This is a genomic window from Pseudomonas sp. B20(2017) (genome assembly GCF_002113125.1).
Taxonomy (GTDB): domain Bacteria; phylum Pseudomonadota; class Gammaproteobacteria; order Pseudomonadales; family Pseudomonadaceae; genus Aquipseudomonas.
In genome coordinates this window covers 268,578-285,337 of the sequence record NZ_NEJP01000001.1, presented here as the reverse complement: position 1 = coordinate 285,337, position 16,760 = coordinate 268,578, and the positions used below count along the sequence as shown (strand labels likewise).

Below are 16,760 nucleotides of genomic sequence, written 5' to 3'. Positions count from 1 at the left end.
GCCGAGCGCCCTGACGATGGCAACCGCTAATCGGGCATTTAATTTTCCCGTCAGAGCACGAAGCGCGTCACCAGACCGTTGAGGTCGACGGCCAGACGCGACAGTTCCTGACTGGCGGCAGACGTCTGGGTGGCGCCGGCAGCGGTCTGGGTCGACAGATCGCGGATGGTCACCAGATTTTCGTCGACTTCCCGGGCCACCAGTGCCTGTTGCTCGGCGGCGCTGGCGATCACCAGATTGCGCTGGTTGATCTGCGAAATCGACGCGGTGATTTTCTCCAGTGCATGGCCGGCGCTGTTGGCCCGGCGCAGGGTTTGGCTGGCCTGCTCGGCGCTGTTTTGCAAGGCGCCGACGGTGGCTCCGGTGCCTTGCTGGATGCTGCTGATCATCAGCTCGATTTCTTCGGTGGAGTTCTGCGTGCGCTGGGCCAGCGAGCGAACCTCGTCGGCGACCACCGCAAACCCGCGTCCGGCCTCACCGGCCCGCGCCGCTTCAATGGCGGCGTTCAGGGCCAGCAGGTTAGTCTGCCCGGCGATGCCGCGAATCACCTCCAGCACCTTGCTGATGTCCTGGGCCTGAGTCGCAAGGCCCTCGGCCTGTTCGGACGCACCCAGCACCGCGCTGACCAGTTCCTGAATCGAACTGATGGTCTCGCTGACCTGCACGTGCCCGTGTTTGCTGTCTTCGTTCGAGGCTTCGGACGCCTCGGCGCTGGACACCGCATTGGCGGCCACTTCATCGACCGCTTTGCTCATCTCGGTGACCGCCGTGGCGGCCTGTTCGATCTGGTCGTTCTGCTGTTGCAACCCGCGGGTGCTTTGTTCCATCACCGAACTCATTTCCTCGGCGGCGGAGGCCAGTTGCTGGGCCGACTCGCTGATGCCGCGAATGGTCGAGCGCAGATTGCTCTGCATCTCGCTCAGTGCATCGAGCAACTGCGCCGCTTCGTCCCGGCCTACGCTGTCGATGCGACCGCTGAGGTCTCCCGAAGCAATTCGCCGTGCCACGTTCAGTGCCTGATTGATCGGCGCGGTGATGCTGCGTGTCAGCAGCCAGGCCAGCAGTAACGTGGCAATCAGGGCGATGACGATGATCGTGGCGACGATCCACAGCGCCTGCTGGTACATCGCCGCCGCGGACCTGGCCGCGACATCCGCGCCTTGCTGATTGAGGCTGATCATCTGCTCCAGGGTCTTGTCGAGCACCGATCCCTGGGGCGCCAGTTCATTGGTCAGGCGCGCGTAGGCCTGATCGTTCTGCCCGGCGTCGATCTGTTTGATGATCTGGTCGAGGATGCTCAGGTACTTGGCCGTATCGGCGCTCAGACCTTCCAGCATTGCCCGCTCCTGTTCATTGGCGATCAGGGCCTTGTGATCGTCGAGGCGCTTGAGCAATTCCTGGCGTTGCGCGGTGAGAAGGCCTTTGCTGCGTTCGCGAACGTTAGCCTGGGTGCTGGTGATAAGGCGCAGGGATTCGAGACGGATGCTGGCGATGTTCGCCGCTGTGTCATGGATGCTTTCGATGCTGGGCATCCACGACTCCTCGATCACCGCCGCGCTCTCGCGCAGGGTTTTCATCTGGCCCAGGCCGAACAGGCCGACCACCACCAGCAGACTGGCCAGAACGGCAAAACACAAACTGGCGCGCAAACCGATGCGCAGATTCCGGATAGACATCAATGTGCTCCTTAGGATGAGAGAGAGGATGTCCTCGTGAACCGAGGATCTTGTTGTGAGGCGGGTAATGGCGGGGTGTATATCAAAGTGCCATCATCTTGGTAAGGCCGGATTAATGTTCGAGGCCGTACGAAGTAGGCAGGCGTGGTCAATCAGGGAAAAGCCGCGGACTAGAGATGTCGCTTAACAATTGAATCCCAAGCCCAACGAAACCGTGGGCTGGCGCCGGCGCGGTCGGAGAACGGAGCGAGACGTTAATTGACCGAACGGTCGATTAAAAAAACTTTGATAAAAACTGTGTCGCTGTACAACCCGGTCGAGGATTTGGCAGAAATTGCGCTTCTCCTGCGCCCGCTTCCGTGGCTAAGCTCAGGCATTCGAGCACAGATTCTCCAATTCCCGCAGAGGTCTCATCTATGCCGCAGCAATGGCCAGCCACCGACATCGCCCGTCTGATCCTCGATGGCTTTGACGATTACCGCGAGCATTTCCGGCGGATCACCGACGGCGCCCGGGAGCGCTTCGAGCAGGCCCGCTGGCAGGACACGCAAACGGCGTCGGCGGCGCGGATCAACCTCTACGAAGAAAAGGTCGGTGAAACCGTCGCCCGCCTGCGCGAGTATTTCGAGCCGGACACCTTGATGGACGTCACCTGTTGGCCGCTGGTGAAAAGCGCCTACATCAGCATCATCGACCTGCGCTTCGACGATGAACTGTCCGAGACCTGGTACAACTCGATTTTCTGCGGCCTGTTCAGCCACGACCTGATCAGCGACGGCTGCATGTTCATCCACACCACGCGCCCGAGCCTGCGCCGGGCACGGGCGGCGCAAACCCGCACCTACAAACCGCAAGGGCAGATCTCGGGCATGCTCGCGAGCATCTTTGCCGATTACCGCTTCAGCGAGGCCTACGCCGATCTGCCCCGGGATCTGCAACGCCTGGAAGCGCAACTGCGCGAGAACCTGCCGGACTGGGTGTGCAAGGACCCGGAGCTGAGCGTCGAGCTGTTTTCCTCGGTGCTGTATCGCAACAAGGGCGCATACCTGGTCGGGCGCATCTACACCAACGACGATCAATGGCCGCTGGTGATTCCGCTACTGCACCGCGAAGGGCGGGGGATTCAGATCGACGCATTGATCACCGACGAAGCGGAGGTGTCGATCATCTTCTCCTTCACCCGTTCGTATTTCATGGTTGATGTGCCGGTGCCGGCGGAGTTCATCGGATTCCTCAAGCGCATCCTGCCGGGCAAGCACATCGCCGAGCTGTACACCTCGATCGGCTTCTACAAGCACGGCAAGTCAGAGTTCTACCGTGCCCTGATCAATCACCTGGCCAACACCGACGACCAGTTCATCATGGCGCCTGGCGTGCGCGGCATGGTCATGAGCGTGTTCACGCTGCCGGGCTTCAACACCGTGTTCAAGATCATCAAGGACCGCTTCTCGCCGTCGAAAAACGTCGACCGCGCCACGGTGATCGAGAAGTATCGATTGGTGAAAAGCGTCGACCGCGTCGGGCGCATGGCCGATACCCAGGAGTTCGCCGACTTCCGTTTTCCCCTGAGTAAATTCGAGCCGGCGTGCCTGGCGGAACTGCTGGAAGTCGCGCCGTCTACGGTGTCGCTGGAAGGTGAAACCGTGCTGATCCGCCACTGCTGGACCGAGCGCCGGATGACCCCGCTCAACCTGTATCTGGATAGCGCCAACGAAGCCCAGGTGCGCGAAGCGCTGGAGGATTATGGGCTGGCGATCAAGCAACTGGCGGCGGCCAACATCTTTCCCGGCGACATGCTGCTGAAGAACTTCGGCGTCACCCGCCATGGCCGGGTGGTGTTCTACGACTACGACGAGATCTGCTTTCTCACCGAAGCCAACTTCCGCCACATTCCGGCACCGCGTACGCCCGAGGACGAAATGGCTTCAGAGCCTTGGTACTCAATCGGGCCGCTGGATGTTTTCCCCGAGGAGTTTCCGCCGTTTCTGTTTGCTGACTCGGCGCAGCGCAAACTGTTCGATCAGTTGCATGGCGAGTTGTACAACGCCGACTACTGGAAGGGGCTACAGGAGGCGATTCGGGCCGGGAAAGTGATTGATGTTTTCCCGTATCGGCGCAAGGGCCTGGATAACGAATAACCCGTTAATGATCGTTCCCATGCTCTGCGTGGGAATGCCTCACCGGACGCTCCGCGTCCGCTTTTGGGACGCGGAGCGTCCTTGGCTGCATTCCCACGCAGACGGTTCGACGCCTCGACGTGGGAACGATCACAGTCAGGCATAAATCTGCGACAATCGCGTCCTTGCGCCACTAGACGACCGAATTGCGTACCCGATGACCGACGAATCGCCCTCCATCGACAAACTGCTGAAAAACCTCGATCACGCCATGCTCGCCGACCGTCACCGGCTGCGGCGGCAGTTGCTTGAGCTGCGCAAGAAACCCGACGAGGCCAAGCTGGCCCAGTGGGTGGCGCGCATGCAGGCGTCCTGCGATCAGGTGCTGGCGCGCAAGGCCAGCCTGCCGGTGATCCGTTACGACGACAGCCTGCCGATCGCGGCCAAGCGTGACGAGATCAAGAAAGCCCTGGAAAAGCACCAGGTGCTGATCATCGCCGGCGAAACCGGCTCGGGTAAAACCACCCAGTTGCCGAAAATCTGTCTGGAGATCGGTCGCGGCCAGCATGGTCTGATTGGCCACACCCAGCCTCGCCGAATTGCGGCGCGCAGTGTGGCCAGCCGGGTGGCCGAAGAACTCGGTACGCCGCTGGGTGCGCTGGTCGGCTATCAGGTGCGCTTCGAGGATCAGAGCGATTCCAACACCCTGATCAAGCTGATGACCGACGGCATCCTGCTGGCGGAAACCCAGAACGATCGCTACCTCGAACGCTACGACACGATCATCGTCGACGAAGCCCACGAACGCAGCCTCAACATCGACTTCCTGCTCGGTTACCTGAAAACCCTGCTGCCGCGTCGTCCGGACCTGAAAGTCATCATCACCTCGGCGACCATCGATCTGGAGCGCTTCTCCAAGCATTTCGACGATGCACCGATTGTCGAGGTTTCCGGCCGTACTTTCCCGGTGGAAACCTGGTATCGCCCGCTGACGCTTGAGCAGGATGAAGAGGGCAACCGCGTCGAAGACGACCTGACCGTGGATCAGGCGATCCTCGCCACCCTCGACGAAATCGCCGCTTACGAGCGCAGCGAGCGCCGCAGTCCCGGCGATGTGCTGGTGTTCCTGCCGGGCGAGCGCGAGATACGCGACGCCGCCGACATGCTGCGCAAGGCCCAGCTCAAACACACCGAAATCCTGCCGTTGTACGCGCGCCTGTCGCCGGCCGAGCAGCAGCGGATTTTCCAGTCGCATCCGGGCCGTCGAGTGGTGCTGGCGACCAACGTCGCCGAAACCTCGCTGACCGTGCCGGGCATCCGTTACGTGATCGACAGCGGTACCGCGCGGATCAGCCGCTACAGCTACCGCGCCAAGGTGCAACGGCTGCCGATCGAAGCGATTTCCCAGGCCAGCGCCAACCAGCGTAAAGGTCGCTGCGGTCGGGTCGAGCCGGGTATCTGCGTGCGCTTGTACAGCGAAGAGGATTTCCTCGGTCGCCCGGAATTCACCGATCCGGAAATCCTGCGTACCAACCTTGCCGCCGTGATCCTGCAGATGCTGCATCTGCGCCTCGGCGAGATCACCGCGTTCCCGTTTATCGAGCCGCCGGACGGCAAGGCGATCAGCGACGGTTTCAACCTGCTGCAAGAACTCTCGGCGGTGGATCGCAACAGTCAGTTGACCCCGCTCGGCCGTCAGCTGGCGCGCCTGCCGGTGGATCCGCGCATGGGCCGCATGCTGCTGGAAGCCGCCAAACTCGGCAGCCTGCAGGAAGTGCTGATCGTCGCCAGCGCCATGTCGATTCAGGACCCGCGCGAGCGTCCGCCGGAGCGTCAGCAAGCCGCTGACCAGGCTCACGCCCAATGGAAAGACGTCGATTCCGACTTCGCCGGGCTGGTCAATTTGTGGCGCGGTTTCGAAGAGCAGCGCCAGGCGCTGACCGCCAGCCCGCTGCGTAACTGGTGCCGCAAGAATTTCCTCAACTACCTACGCCTGCGCGAATGGCGTGATTCCCATCGTCAGTTGAGCCTGATCTGCCGCGACTTGCAGCTGAGCCTGAACAAAGAGCCGGCGGATTATCCGAAGCTGCACAAAGCGGTACTGGTCGGCTTGCTCAGCCAGATCGGCCAGAAAACCGAGGACGGCGATTACCTCGGCGCCCGTCAGCGGCGGTTCTGGATTCACCCGTCTTCGGGCATCGGCAAGAAGCGCCCTCAGTGGGTGATGACCGCCGAACTGGTGGAAACCACCAAGCTCTACGCGCGGATGGTGGCGAAGATTGATGCCGACTGGATCGAACCGCTGGCCGGGCATCTGATCAAGAAGAACCACTTCGAACCGCACTGGGAGAAGAAACGCGGCCAGGTCGTCGCGTTCGAACAGATCACCCTGTTCGGCCTGATCGTGGTCGGCCGTCGACCGGTGCATTACGGTCCGGTGGATCCGGTGGTTTCGCGCGAGCTGTTCATCCGCGAAGGCCTGGTGCGTGGCGAGATTCAGTCCCGGGCCAAGTGCCTGACCGCCAATAAGCAATTGCTGGAACAGCTCGACGAACTGGAGGCCAAGGCCCGTCGCCGGGACATTCTGGCCGACGAGGAAACCCTCTACGCGTTCTACGATGCGCGACTGCCGGGGGAGATCCACCAGACCGCGACGTTCGACAGTTGGTATCGGGTCAACAGCCAGAAAGACCCGCAACTGCTGATCATGCGCGAAGAGGACGTGCTGGCTCGCGAAGCCAGTGAAGTCACGGCCCAGCATTACCCGGATACGCTGCACATCGGCGATCTGGAACTGGCCCTGAGTTATCACTTCGAACCTAATCACCCACGCGACGGCGTGACCTTGCGTGTGCCAGCGCCACTGTTGCCGATGCTGCCGCCGGAGCGCCTGGAATGGCTGGTGCCGGGGCTGATCGAGGCCAAGTGCATCGCGCTGGTGCGCAACCTGCCCAAGGCCTTGCGCAAGAATTTCGTGCCGGTGCCGGACTTCATCAAGGCCGCGCTGCAACGCATGACCTTTGCCGAGGGTTCGTTGCCGCAAGCGCTGGGCCGTGAACTGCTGCGCATGACCGGCGCGCGAGTCAGCGACGAGGCTTGGGCCGAAGCGGCGCAGCAGGTCGAAAGCCATCTGCGGATGAACCTGGAAATCGTCGACGGCCAGGGCAAGTTCCTCGGAGAAGGCCGAGATCTGGCGGAGCTGACTGCACGTTTCGCCGAAGCCAGCCAAGCTGCGTTGGCCGTGCCGCAGAGTGCGAAAAGCCAGCAACCAGTGGAGGCCAAGGTTTTCGCCCCGGTGGCGGAAAAGACGCAGCAGAAGATTGCCGGGCTGTCGATGACGGTCTATCCGGCGCTGGTGGAAGAGGGCGGCACGGTCAAGGAAGGTCGCTTCTCGACCCCGGCCGAAGCCGAGTTCCAGCACCGCCGCGCCTTGCAACGTCTATTGATGCAGCAACTGGCCGAGCCGGCGAAGTTTCTGCGCGGCAAATTGCCGGGCCTGACCGAACTGGGTCTGCTGTACCGCGAACTGGGCCGGGTCGATGCGCTGGTGGAAGACATTCTGCTGGCCAGCCTCGACAGCTGCATTCTCGACGGCGAAGACCCGTTGCCTCGCGACGGCGCAGGGCTGGCGGCACTGGCCGAGCGCAAACGCGGCGGCTGGACCGAGCACGCCGAGCGCGTGGCACGTCTGACTCTGGAGATCCTCAAGCTCTGGCACGGTCTGCAAAAACGCTTCAAGGGCAAGATCGACCTGGCTCAGGCGGTGGCACTTAACGACATCAAACAGCAGCTCAGTCATCTGGTGTATCCGGGCTTCGTGCGGGAAACGCCGATGCTCTGGCTCAAGGAATTGCCGCGCTACCTGAAAGCGGTCGAGCAACGTTTCGAGAAACTGGGCGCGCAGGTGCAGAAGGATCGGGTGTGGAGCGGCGAACTCGCCGGCCTCTGGACGCAATACCAGACCCGCGCGGCCAAACACGCACAGGAAGGCAAGCGCGATCCGCAGCTCGAGCTGTATCGCTGGTGGCTGGAGGAGTATCGGGTTTCGCTGTTCGCCCAGCAGTTGGGCACGAAAGTGCCGATCTCCGACAAGCGTCTGAACAAACAGTGGACGCTGGTCGAACCCTGATTCCGAGGTTTGCACAATCACTTGTGGGAGCGGGCTTGCCCGCGAAAGCGGTGGGTCAGGCAACATTGATGTTGGATTTGGTGGCCCCTTCGCGGGCAAGCCCGCTCCCACAGTGGTATGTGATTGCTCCTGCAAAAGGGGCCAAAACCTTGGGTTTATGGCAAACTTCGCCACCATAAATGCCGTTTTCGCGTCCCAGAGCCTTTGCCGGGGCCGCGCAGCGGAATAAAGCGATGCCAGGTTTTTGCGTCCCTTGATACGGGAATGGACCCTTTGCGTGTTGGCACGTCGGTGCCAGCACTTTCTGCCTGAACAGATTAGAGAAACGACCATGCATAACGTCGTCATCAGCGGCACCGGCCTGTACACCCCGGCCAACAGCATCTCCAACGAAGAGCTGGTGCAGTCTTTCAATACCTACGTCGCCCAGTTCAACGCCGACAACGCCGAAGCCATCGCCAGCGGTGAAGTCCAAGCCCTGACCGAATCCAGCGCCGCGTTCATCGAAAAAGCTTCTGGCATCAAGAGCCGCTTTGTCATGGACAAGGACGGCATCCTTGACCCGCAACGCATGGCGCCACGCCTGCCGGAGCGTTCCAACGACGAATGGTCGGTGCTCTGCCAGATGGCCATCGGTGCCGCCGAACAAGCCTTGCAGCGTGCCGGCAAAACGGCTGCCGACATCGACGGTGTAATCGTCGCCTGCTCCAACCTGCAACGCGCCTACCCGGCCATCGCCATCGAAGTCCAGGAAGCGCTGGGCATCCAGGGTTTCGGTTTCGACATGAACGTTGCCTGCTCCTCGGCGACCTTCGGCATTCAGCAAGCCGCCAACACCGTGCAACTGGGCCAGGCCCGGGCGATCCTGATGGTCAACCCGGAAGTCTGCACCGGTCACCTGAATTTCCGCGACCGCGACAGCCACTTCATTTTCGGTGACGCCGCTACTGCCGTGATCATCGAGCGCGCCGATCTGGCCACCTCCAAGCACCAGTTCGACGTGGTCAGCACCAAACTGCTGACCAAGTTCTCCAACAACATCCGCAACAACTTCGGCTTCCTCAACCGCGCAGCGGAAGAGGGCATTGGTGCCCGCGACAAACTGTTCGTGCAGGAAGGCCGCAAGGTGTTCAAGGATGTTTGCCCGATGGTGGCCGAGCTGATCGGCGAGCACCTGGAAGAAAACAAGCTCAACGTCGGTGACGTGAAGCGCTTCTGGCTGCATCAGGCCAACTTGAGCATGAACCACCTGATCGTGCGCAAGTTGCTGGGCCGCGAAGCCACCGAAGAAGAAGCCCCGGTGATTCTCGACACCTACGCCAACACCAGCTCCGCCGGTTCGGTGATCGCGTTCCACAAGTATCAGGACGATCTGGCGGCCGGTTCGCTGGCGGTGTTGAGTTCGTTCGGTGCTGGCTACTCGATCGGTAGCGTGATTCTGCGTAAACGCTAAGAGCGGGTTCATTTCCTCTTAATCGCGCTGATATTTCCTACATCTGAATCGGCGCGAACGCTGTAATTTTCGAAAGTGGCGGCAGGCGAAGTCCTGCCGCTATCATTTTTGAAGTCAGGAAAAGGGGATTGGTGGATGGCGGTTGACGATACACAACTGCTTGGGCGGTTGTTGGCAGGCGAACAGAAAGCCTTCAAGGAACTGGTCAGCACCTATCAAAGCCCCATGCGCGCAGTGGCCTACGCGATTGTCGGCCAGCGTCATGTCGAAGAAGTGGTACAGGACGCCTGGCTGTCGGTGGTGCGCAATATCGGCCGTTTCGAGGGGCGCTCCAGCCTCAAGACCTGGCTGCTGACCATCACCGCCAACTCGGCCAAGAGCCGCTACAAACTCAATCGTCGCGAAGTGCTGCTGGATGATCTGCCATCACCCCACGGCACTATCGACGACGATCGTTTTTCTCCCGGCGACGGCCACTGGCTGGTTGCACCGTTTGCCTGGCACCAGGACACCCCCGAAGCGCTGCTGACGGAAGGCGAGCTGCGTGAATGCCTTGAGCACACATTGTTGAGCCTGTCGGAATTGCAAAGCAGCGTACTGTTGCTGCGCGAGCGTCAGGGGCTGGAGCTTGAGGAGATCTGTAATCTTCTGGAGATCTCGCTCTCCAATGTCCGCGTGCTGCTGCATCGGGCACGCTTGAAGGTCTTCGCGACCGTGGAGCATTTTGAGGAGACCGGCGAATGTTGACGTGCAAGGAGCAAGTAGCGCGGTCCAGCGATTATCTCGATGGCCAGTTGAGCTTTCGCGAGAAACTGATGGTGCGTCATCACCTGATGTTCTGCCGCAATTGCCGGCGTTTCATTCGCCAGATGCGTTTGATGCAGGCGACGTTGCGGGCGATGCCGCAGAAGCCTGAAAAGGACGTGGACGCGTTGGCCGAGCAGTTGGCACAGCTGCGGCGCAAGGATCGATCCTGAAAACACAGACTGGCGCGGCCGCAGCGAACGGATGATGGGGATCGCTGCTGCCGCGCCAGTCTGTTGAAGCCTCTTCAAACGATGGAACCGGATGTACAACCCATCGTTTGAAGTCTGTTGCCGGGTTGCTTAGAACTTCGCTTCCGCGTCCAGCTGCAGGGTATTGGTGTCGGCATCACGCTGGGTACGGCTGGAGAAGTCAGCCTTGGTCAGGAAGTAAGTCGCACCGATGGCGAAGTTCTTGTCGATGTCGTAACCGACCTTGAACTTGTGGCCACGGGAACCGGTGGTGCCGTTGGCGAAGTCCGAATCGGTGAAGGCGCCGACCACAGCGTTGCGCTGCACGTCACGATAGTTGTAGTCGAGGTTCAGGCCGAAGACTTTCGACTTGGCACCTACCAGCCACGCGGTGTCCTGATCGGTCACTGCATCGTTGTTCTTCACGTACTGACCGTAGAACGACAGCGGCATTGGCAGGCCGCCGATGTCGACCTGGCTGAAGCCTTCGTACAGACGGAATTCGTTGTCGGCCGAGTTGCCGTTGACGGCCAGGGCGCACGGCGTGGAGGTGCCGGTGCAACGGCTGTCTTCGTCGTTCTGGTAGGCGTAGACGCTGCCGCCCAGAGTCAGTTTCAGGTTGTCGGTGATCGCGAAGCGGCTGCCCAGCTGGCCGGCGGTCAGGCGCAGGTCGTGACGGAATTGCACACCGTCGCCGTCGACGTTGTCCTTGAGGTTGTAGTTACCCAGGCTGCCGAACAGTTCGACGCTGCTGCCCAATGGATACTTGTAGGTAACGGCCAGACCTTCCGGGTTGATGTCGCTGTCCCAGATCACATCGCCCATGCTCACCCACGGTTGCAGCATCTTGCCGCCGATGATGTGCAGGTTCTTGATCTGATCCGGGTGGTAGTCGATGTAGCCCAGGTCGAGCCAGATCTGCTTCTTGTCGAAGTAGTTGTCCTGGTCCTGGTTGGTCGAACGGGCGTCGTCGCCGCCGCCGGTGGCGATACGGATACCGGTGTCGACTTGCGGGTTGATCTCGGTGTAGGCACCCAGACGGGCACGGATGCGCTGACGATCCTTGTCGCGGCCGCCGTTGTTCGGCTCGCCATCGATCTTGATGGTTTCCTGACGGATACGCACGTCGCCCTTGAACTGGGTCTTGGCGGCCCAGGCCAGTTTCTGGTCGAAACTGCTGAGCTCGTTGGTTTTCTTCGCGGTCGCCGCGATTTGCTCGTTGGTTTCTTGCTGCGCCTGCTGCGCGATTTGCTGGGCCTTCTGATCCTTGGCCAGTTCAGTTTGCAGTTCAACGTACTGCGCCTGGGAAATCGAACCGTTAGCCTTGAGCATGTCGAGCAGTTTGGCGTCGACTGCGGCACTGGCCGGAACACTCATGGCCAGCAACAGGCCACCGCACAGGGCCGCCGCAGTTTTCGTGGAAGCAAGACGCATAGCAATCTCCGAAGATGAGAGGGATGGCTGAACCATCCTGGGCACAACCGACGGTTTGACGGTCGGAAAACAGTGTCCGGGTAGAACCCGGCGCTCTAAAAACAGGCGCCAGTATCGCGATGGTTTATGACAGAGCAGTGGCACGATGATGGCAGGTTGATGACGATACAAATGGCCGTGAACTATTGATCCAGAGCGGTGTCGCGCAATCTGACGTGGGCAACGCCCGGCCGATCAGCGATACTCGCCGGGCGTTCACGCCCGAAAGTGGAGAGGAAAATGCCGCTGCAACGTCTGCATAAACTGTTGGAAATTCCAGCGTCCGACTGGGATGTTCTGGTGCCGCAAAACCAGCCGTTTCTGCGCCACGCCTTCTTGGCTTCGCTGGAGGACAGCGGCAGCGTCGGCCCGCACACGGGCTGGCAAGCGGAGCATTTGCTGCACGCCGAAGCAGGGCGTGTAATCGCCGCATTGCCCGGTTATCGCAAGTGGCATTCCTACGGCGAATACGTGTTCGACCACGGCTGGGCCGATGCCTGCGCCCGGGCCGGCATCGATTACTACCCCAAGTTTTTAAGCGCGGTGCCGTTCAGCCCGGTCAGCGGTCCTCGGTTGCTGGCGGCGAACGTCGAAGACGGATTTGAACTGCTCAAGAGCCTGCCGGGGTATCTGGAAATCGAAGAACTCTCCAGCGCCCACATCAATTTCACCGACGCGTTCACCGATGCCGCCATGGCCGAGCAGCCGGGCTGGCTGCAACGTATCGGCTGTCAGTACCACTGGCAGAATCGCGGTTATCGCGATTTTCAGGATTTCCTCGACGTGCTCGCCTCGCGCAAGCGCAAACAGATGCGCAAGGAGCGCGAGCAAGTGGCGGGGCAGGGCTTCGAGTTCGAATGGCTGGAAGGTCGCGAGCTGGACGAGGCGCAGTGGGATTTCGTCTACGCCTGTTATGCCAACACCTACGCGGTGCGTCGGCAGGCACCGTACCTGACCCGGGAGTTCTTCAGCCTGCTGGCCGAGCGCATGCCGGAATCGATCCGCGTGGTCCTGGCCCGGCAGGGCTCACGGCCGGTGGCGATGGCGTTCAGTCTGGTGGGCGGCGACAGCTTTTACGGGCGCTACTGGGGATGCCTGGCCGAGTTCGACCGGCTGCACTTCGAGACTTGTTTCTATCAGGGCATGGACTATGCGATTGCCCAGGGTTTTCAGCGTTTCGATGCCGGTGCCCAAGGCGAGCACAAACTGATTCGTGGCTTTGAGCCAGTGATCACCCATTCCTGGCATTACCTGCGTCACCCTGGCCTGAAGGCTGCGGTCAAAGATTTCCTGCACCAGGAGCGCGCCGGTGTTCTGGCCTATGCCGAAGAGGCAAGAGCAGCCTTACCCTACCGCCAGGCCTAGATTCCAATGTGGGAGCGAGCTTGCTCGTGAAAGGTTGGTGTCAGTCAATATTTGCCTCATTGACACACCGCTGTTCGCGAGCAAGCTCGCTCCCACAGGAAATCAGTTGTCTTCCTTGCCCAGCCAGCGATAGATCACGCCGCCAACCACCGCACCGAGCAGCGGCGCGACCCAGAACATCCACAACTGCGCGATGGCCCAGCCGCCGACCATCAGTGCCGGGCCCGTGCTGCGGGCCGGGTTGACCGACGTGTTGGTAACCGGGATCGAGATCAAGTGGATCAGCGTCAGGGCGAGGCCGATGGCGATCGGTGCCAGCCCTGCCGGGGCGCGCTTGTCGGTGGCGCCGAGGATGATCACCACGAACATGGCGGTCATCACCAGTTCGGTGACGAAACCAGCGGCCATTGAATATTTACCCGGCGAGTGCTCGCCATAACCGTTGGAGGCCAGGCCGTTGGCGACTTCGAAACCTTCCTTGCCACTGCCGATGTAGACGATCAGCGCCGCCGCGAGAATCGCCCCGATCACCTGGGCGATGATGTAAGCGGGCAGCTCTTTGGCCGGAAACCGACCGCCGACGGACAAGCCGACCGACACTGCCGGGTTGAGGTGGCAGCCGCTGATATGGCCGATTGCAAACGCCATGGTCAGTACCGTCAGACCAAACGCCAGGGCCACCCCCAGCACTCCGATGCCCAGCGGTGAAGACGCGGCGATCACCGCACTGCCGCAACCACCCAACACCAACCAGAAAGTACCTAACAACTCAGTGACTGAACGTTTGAACAGAGACATGAGAGTGTCCTTGATAGGCGTGCTATCGAGACTGTATCGAGTTGTGCTTCCTTGCAGATTTACGACAGGTTCCGTTCCGGAGCCTTCGCTGATTACAGCAGGGTTTGTGCGGATTTCCAGCAGGCGATAAAAAACCGCCAGAGCCCGTGATTAAGGGGCTCTGGCGGTTTTTATCTCGCGTTGATCGTTCCCGCACAGACGGTTCGATGCCTCGACGTTGATCGTTCCCACGCAGAGCGTGGGAACGATCAGACCAGGCGTGAAAATGATCAGTCGATGCCGACAAACCCTCCGGTCTGGTGCGCCCACAGTCGCGCATACAATCCGCCGTGGGCCAGCAGTTCGGCATGGTTGCCGCTTTCGGCGATCTTGCCGTTCTCCAGCACCACCAGCCGGTCCATGCGGGCAATCGTCGAGAGGCGGTGAGCAATGGCGATCACGGTCTTGCCCTGCATCAGGGTTTCCAGGCTTTCCTGAATCGCCGCTTCAACCTCAGAGTCCAGCGCCGAGGTCGCTTCGTCCATGATCAGGATCGGCGCGTCCTTGAGCAGCACCCGCGCGATGGCGATCCGCTGCCGCTGACCACCGGACAGCTTCACCCCGCGTTCGCCGACATGTGCGTCGAATCCGGTGCGCCCCTCGGCGTCCGACAGCAGCGGGATGAACTCATCGGCGCGAGCTTTGCGCACCGCTTCCCAGAGCTCGGCGTCAGTGGCGTCGGGCTTGCCGTACAGCAAGTTGTCGCGGATCGAGCGGTGCAGCAGCGAAGTGTCCTGGGTGATCATGCCGATCCGCGCACGCAGGCTTTCCTGGCCGACTTCGGCGATGTTCTGGCCGTCGATCAGTATCCGCCCGCCCTCGACGTCGTAGAGGCGCAGCAGCAAGTTGACCAGGGTCGATTTGCCGGCGCCGGACGGGCCGATCAGACCGATTTTCTCACCCGGTTTGATGGTCAGGTTGAGGTCGCCGATGATGCCTTTCTTCTTGCCGTAGTGGAAATCCACGTGCTCGAAGCGCACTTCGCCACGGGCTACGGCCAACGGTTTGGCCTGCTCTTTATCGGTGACGCTGACGGGTTGCGCGATGGTCTGCAGACCGTCCTGGACCATGCCGATGTTTTCGAAGATGCCGGTGACCACCCACATGATCCAGCCGGACATGTTGACGATGCGGATCACAAGGCCAGTGGCCAGGGCGATCGCGCCGACACTGATCAGCGATTGCGTCCACAGCCACAGCGCCAGCGCCGTGGTGCCGACAATCAGCAGACCGTTCATGGTGGTGATGGCCACGTCCATGCTGGTGACCACGCGACCCGCCAGTTGGGCTTTTTCGGTCTGTTCCTGGATCGCTTCGCGGGCGTAATGCTGTTCGAAATTGGTGTGGGCGAACAGCTTGAGGGTGGCGATGTTGGTGTAGCCATCGACGATCCGGCCCATCAGCTTCGAGCGCGCATCGGAGGCTTCCACCGAGCGGTCCTTGACCCGTGGCACGAAGTAATAGAGCGCGCCGATGTAGGCCGCGATCCACGTCAGCAGCGGGATCATAAGACGCCAGTCGGCCTCGGCAAACAGCACCAGCGAACTGATCGCGTAGATCAGCACATGCCACAACGCATCCACCGCTTGCACAGCGGAATCGCGCAGCGAGTTACCGGTCTGCATGATGCGCTGGGCAATGCGCCCGGCGAAGTCGTTCTGGAAGAAATTCAGGCTCTGCTTGAGCACGTAACTGTGATTTTGCCAGCGGATCAGGCTGGTCATGCTCGGGCTCAGGGTCTGGTGCACCAGCATGTCGTGCAGGGCCAGGAAAAGTGGTCGCAGCAGCAGGGCCACTACGGCCATCCACGCCAGTTCGGCGCCATGCACTTTGAAGAAATCGACGTTCGGCGTGCCTTGGGCCAGGTCGATGATGCGGCTCAGGTAACTGAACAGCGCCACTTCGATCAATGCACCGAACAGGCCGACAATCAGCAGGGCGGCGAAACTGGGCCAGACCTGCTTCAGGTAATAGGTATAGAAGGGCAGCACACGATCCGGCGGGGACGCCGTCGGTGCGTCGCGGAATATGTCGATCAGTTGTTCGAAGCGGCGATAGAGCATCAGATAACCGCCCGGAGTACGGGCTCTCCTTTTATCAGTGTGAGCGGCGTGACATCAGGTCAGCGCCGCTCGATATGCCCTGTAAAGCTTAGTCGATGCGCTTGGCCGACTTGATGATCACAGGGTCGACAGGCACGTTTTGCATGCCCTGTTTGGTAGTGGTCTGCGAGTTGACGATGATGTCGACCACGTCCATGCCCTTGACCACTTTGGCGAACACTGCGTAACCGGCGTCACGGCCCGGATCAAGGAAGGCGTTGTCGGCGACGTTGATGAAGAACTGGCTGGTGGCCGAATCCGGATTGGAGGTACGCGCCATCGACAGGGTGCCACGAACGTTATGCAGGCCGTTGCTGGCTTCGTTCTTGATCGGGGCCTTGGTTTCTTTTTGCTGCATCTGCTGGGTGAAGCCGCCGCCCTGGGCCATGAAGCCCGGGATCACGCGGTGAAAAATCGTGTTGTTGTAAAAGCCGCTGTCGACGTACTCGAGGAAATTCTTGGTACTGATCGGCGCCTTGACCGGGTCCAGCTCGATTTCGATCGTGCCGTTGGTGGTCACCAGTTCGACGTGTGGCGCCTTGGCCGGCGTGGCAGCCATCAGGTTGGCAGCGAACAGCACGGTGCCGGCGGCGAGGGCGAGTTTTTTCAGCAT

The 16,760-nt window shown here is 60.9% G+C and carries 11 protein-coding genes; 6 read left to right on the top strand and 5 right to left on the bottom strand.

The genetic code is table 11. The annotated features are described in order from the left end of the window. Positions 1-50: 50 nt before the first annotated feature. A complete protein-coding gene (locus CAF63_RS01330; protein ID WP_085683091.1) occupies positions 51-1,676 on the bottom strand; it encodes a methyl-accepting chemotaxis protein in 1,626 nt (541 codons plus the stop codon). Between the two features lie 416 nt (positions 1,677-2,092). On the opposite strand from CAF63_RS01330, the gene aceK reads away from it, so the two are divergent. From aceK to CAF63_RS01300, 5 genes are all read left to right on the top strand, one after another. Beyond that, positions 2,093-3,814, top strand: coding sequence for a bifunctional isocitrate dehydrogenase kinase/phosphatase (aceK, locus tag CAF63_RS01325; protein WP_085683090.1), 1,722 nt, complete (start codon positions 2,093-2,095; stop codon positions 3,812-3,814). Between the two features lie 196 nt (positions 3,815-4,010). Next, entirely contained in the window at positions 4,011-7,922 is a 3,912-nt protein-coding gene (gene hrpA / locus CAF63_RS01315) for an ATP-dependent RNA helicase HrpA (RefSeq protein ID WP_085683088.1), read from the top strand. Positions 7,923-8,253: 331 nt separating this feature from the next. After that, entirely contained in the window at positions 8,254-9,375 is a 1,122-nt protein-coding gene (locus CAF63_RS01310) for a beta-ketoacyl-ACP synthase III (protein ID WP_085683087.1), read from the top strand. Between the two features lie 135 nt (positions 9,376-9,510). Further along, entirely contained in the window at positions 9,511-10,122 is a 612-nt protein-coding gene (locus CAF63_RS01305) for an RNA polymerase sigma factor (protein WP_085683086.1), read from the top strand. Next, entirely contained in the window at positions 10,116-10,352 is a 237-nt protein-coding gene (locus CAF63_RS01300; RefSeq protein WP_085683085.1) for an anti-sigma factor, read from the top strand. The genes CAF63_RS01305 and CAF63_RS01300 overlap by 7 nt, the downstream gene beginning before the upstream one ends. A gap of 129 nt (positions 10,353-10,481) precedes the next feature. Here CAF63_RS01300 and CAF63_RS01295 read toward each other — a convergent pair whose 3' ends face one another. Then, complete coding sequence (locus CAF63_RS01295) at positions 10,482-11,804, bottom strand: putative porin (RefSeq protein WP_039772596.1); 1,323 nt, start codon at positions 11,802-11,804, stop codon at positions 10,482-10,484. A 279-nt stretch (positions 11,805-12,083) separates the two neighbouring features. Here CAF63_RS01295 and CAF63_RS01290 point away from each other — a divergent pair, with 279 nt between their 5' ends. Further along, the gene (locus CAF63_RS01290) at positions 12,084-13,208 is read left to right on the top strand and encodes a GNAT family N-acetyltransferase (protein WP_085683084.1); all 1,125 of its coding nucleotides are present in this window, start codon (positions 12,084-12,086) and stop codon (positions 13,206-13,208) included. A gap of 102 nt (positions 13,209-13,310) precedes the next feature. On the opposite strand, the gene aqpZ is transcribed toward CAF63_RS01290, so the two are convergent. The 3 genes from aqpZ to CAF63_RS01275 all read right to left on the bottom strand — a co-directional run bounded on the left by aqpZ (position 13,311) and on the right by CAF63_RS01275 (position 16,760). Continuing rightward, positions 13,311-14,006, bottom strand: coding sequence for an aquaporin Z (gene aqpZ, locus CAF63_RS01285; RefSeq protein ID WP_085683083.1), 696 nt, complete (start codon positions 14,004-14,006; stop codon positions 13,311-13,313). A gap of 269 nt (positions 14,007-14,275) precedes the next feature. Then, complete coding sequence (locus CAF63_RS01280; protein WP_085683082.1) at positions 14,276-16,108, bottom strand: ABC transporter ATP-binding protein; 1,833 nt, start codon at positions 16,106-16,108, stop codon at positions 14,276-14,278. An 88-nt stretch (positions 16,109-16,196) separates the two neighbouring features. After that, complete coding sequence (locus CAF63_RS01275; RefSeq protein ID WP_085683081.1) at positions 16,197-16,760, bottom strand: peptidylprolyl isomerase; 564 nt, start codon at positions 16,758-16,760, stop codon at positions 16,197-16,199.

What these genes read in the sequence shown, in the direction of transcription:
- CAF63_RS01330 (WP_085683091.1), bottom strand. Translation starts at nt 1,676, where the DNA reads ATGTCTATCCGGAATCTGCGCATCGGTTTGCGCGCCAGTTTGTGTTTT.
- aceK (WP_085683090.1), top strand. Translation starts at nt 2,093, where the DNA reads ATGCCGCAGCAATGGCCAGCCACCGACATCGCCCGTCTGATCCTCGAT.
- hrpA (WP_085683088.1), top strand. Translation starts at nt 4,011, where the DNA reads ATGACCGACGAATCGCCCTCCATCGACAAACTGCTGAAAAACCTCGAT.
- CAF63_RS01310 (WP_085683087.1), top strand. Translation starts at nt 8,254, where the DNA reads ATGCATAACGTCGTCATCAGCGGCACCGGCCTGTACACCCCGGCCAAC.
- CAF63_RS01305 (WP_085683086.1), top strand. Translation starts at nt 9,511, where the DNA reads ATGGCGGTTGACGATACACAACTGCTTGGGCGGTTGTTGGCAGGCGAA.
- CAF63_RS01300 (WP_085683085.1), top strand. Translation starts at nt 10,116, where the DNA reads ATGTTGACGTGCAAGGAGCAAGTAGCGCGGTCCAGCGATTATCTCGAT.
- CAF63_RS01295 (WP_039772596.1), bottom strand. Translation starts at nt 11,804, where the DNA reads ATGCGTCTTGCTTCCACGAAAACTGCGGCGGCCCTGTGCGGTGGCCTG.
- CAF63_RS01290 (WP_085683084.1), top strand. Translation starts at nt 12,084, where the DNA reads ATGCCGCTGCAACGTCTGCATAAACTGTTGGAAATTCCAGCGTCCGAC.
- aqpZ (WP_085683083.1), bottom strand. Translation starts at nt 14,006, where the DNA reads ATGTCTCTGTTCAAACGTTCAGTCACTGAGTTGTTAGGTACTTTCTGG.
- CAF63_RS01280 (WP_085683082.1), bottom strand. Translation starts at nt 16,108, where the DNA reads ATGCTCTATCGCCGCTTCGAACAACTGATCGACATATTCCGCGACGCA.
- CAF63_RS01275 (WP_085683081.1), bottom strand. Translation starts at nt 16,760, where the DNA reads ATGCTGAAAAAACTCGCCCTCGCCGCCGGCACCGTGCTGTTCGCTGCC.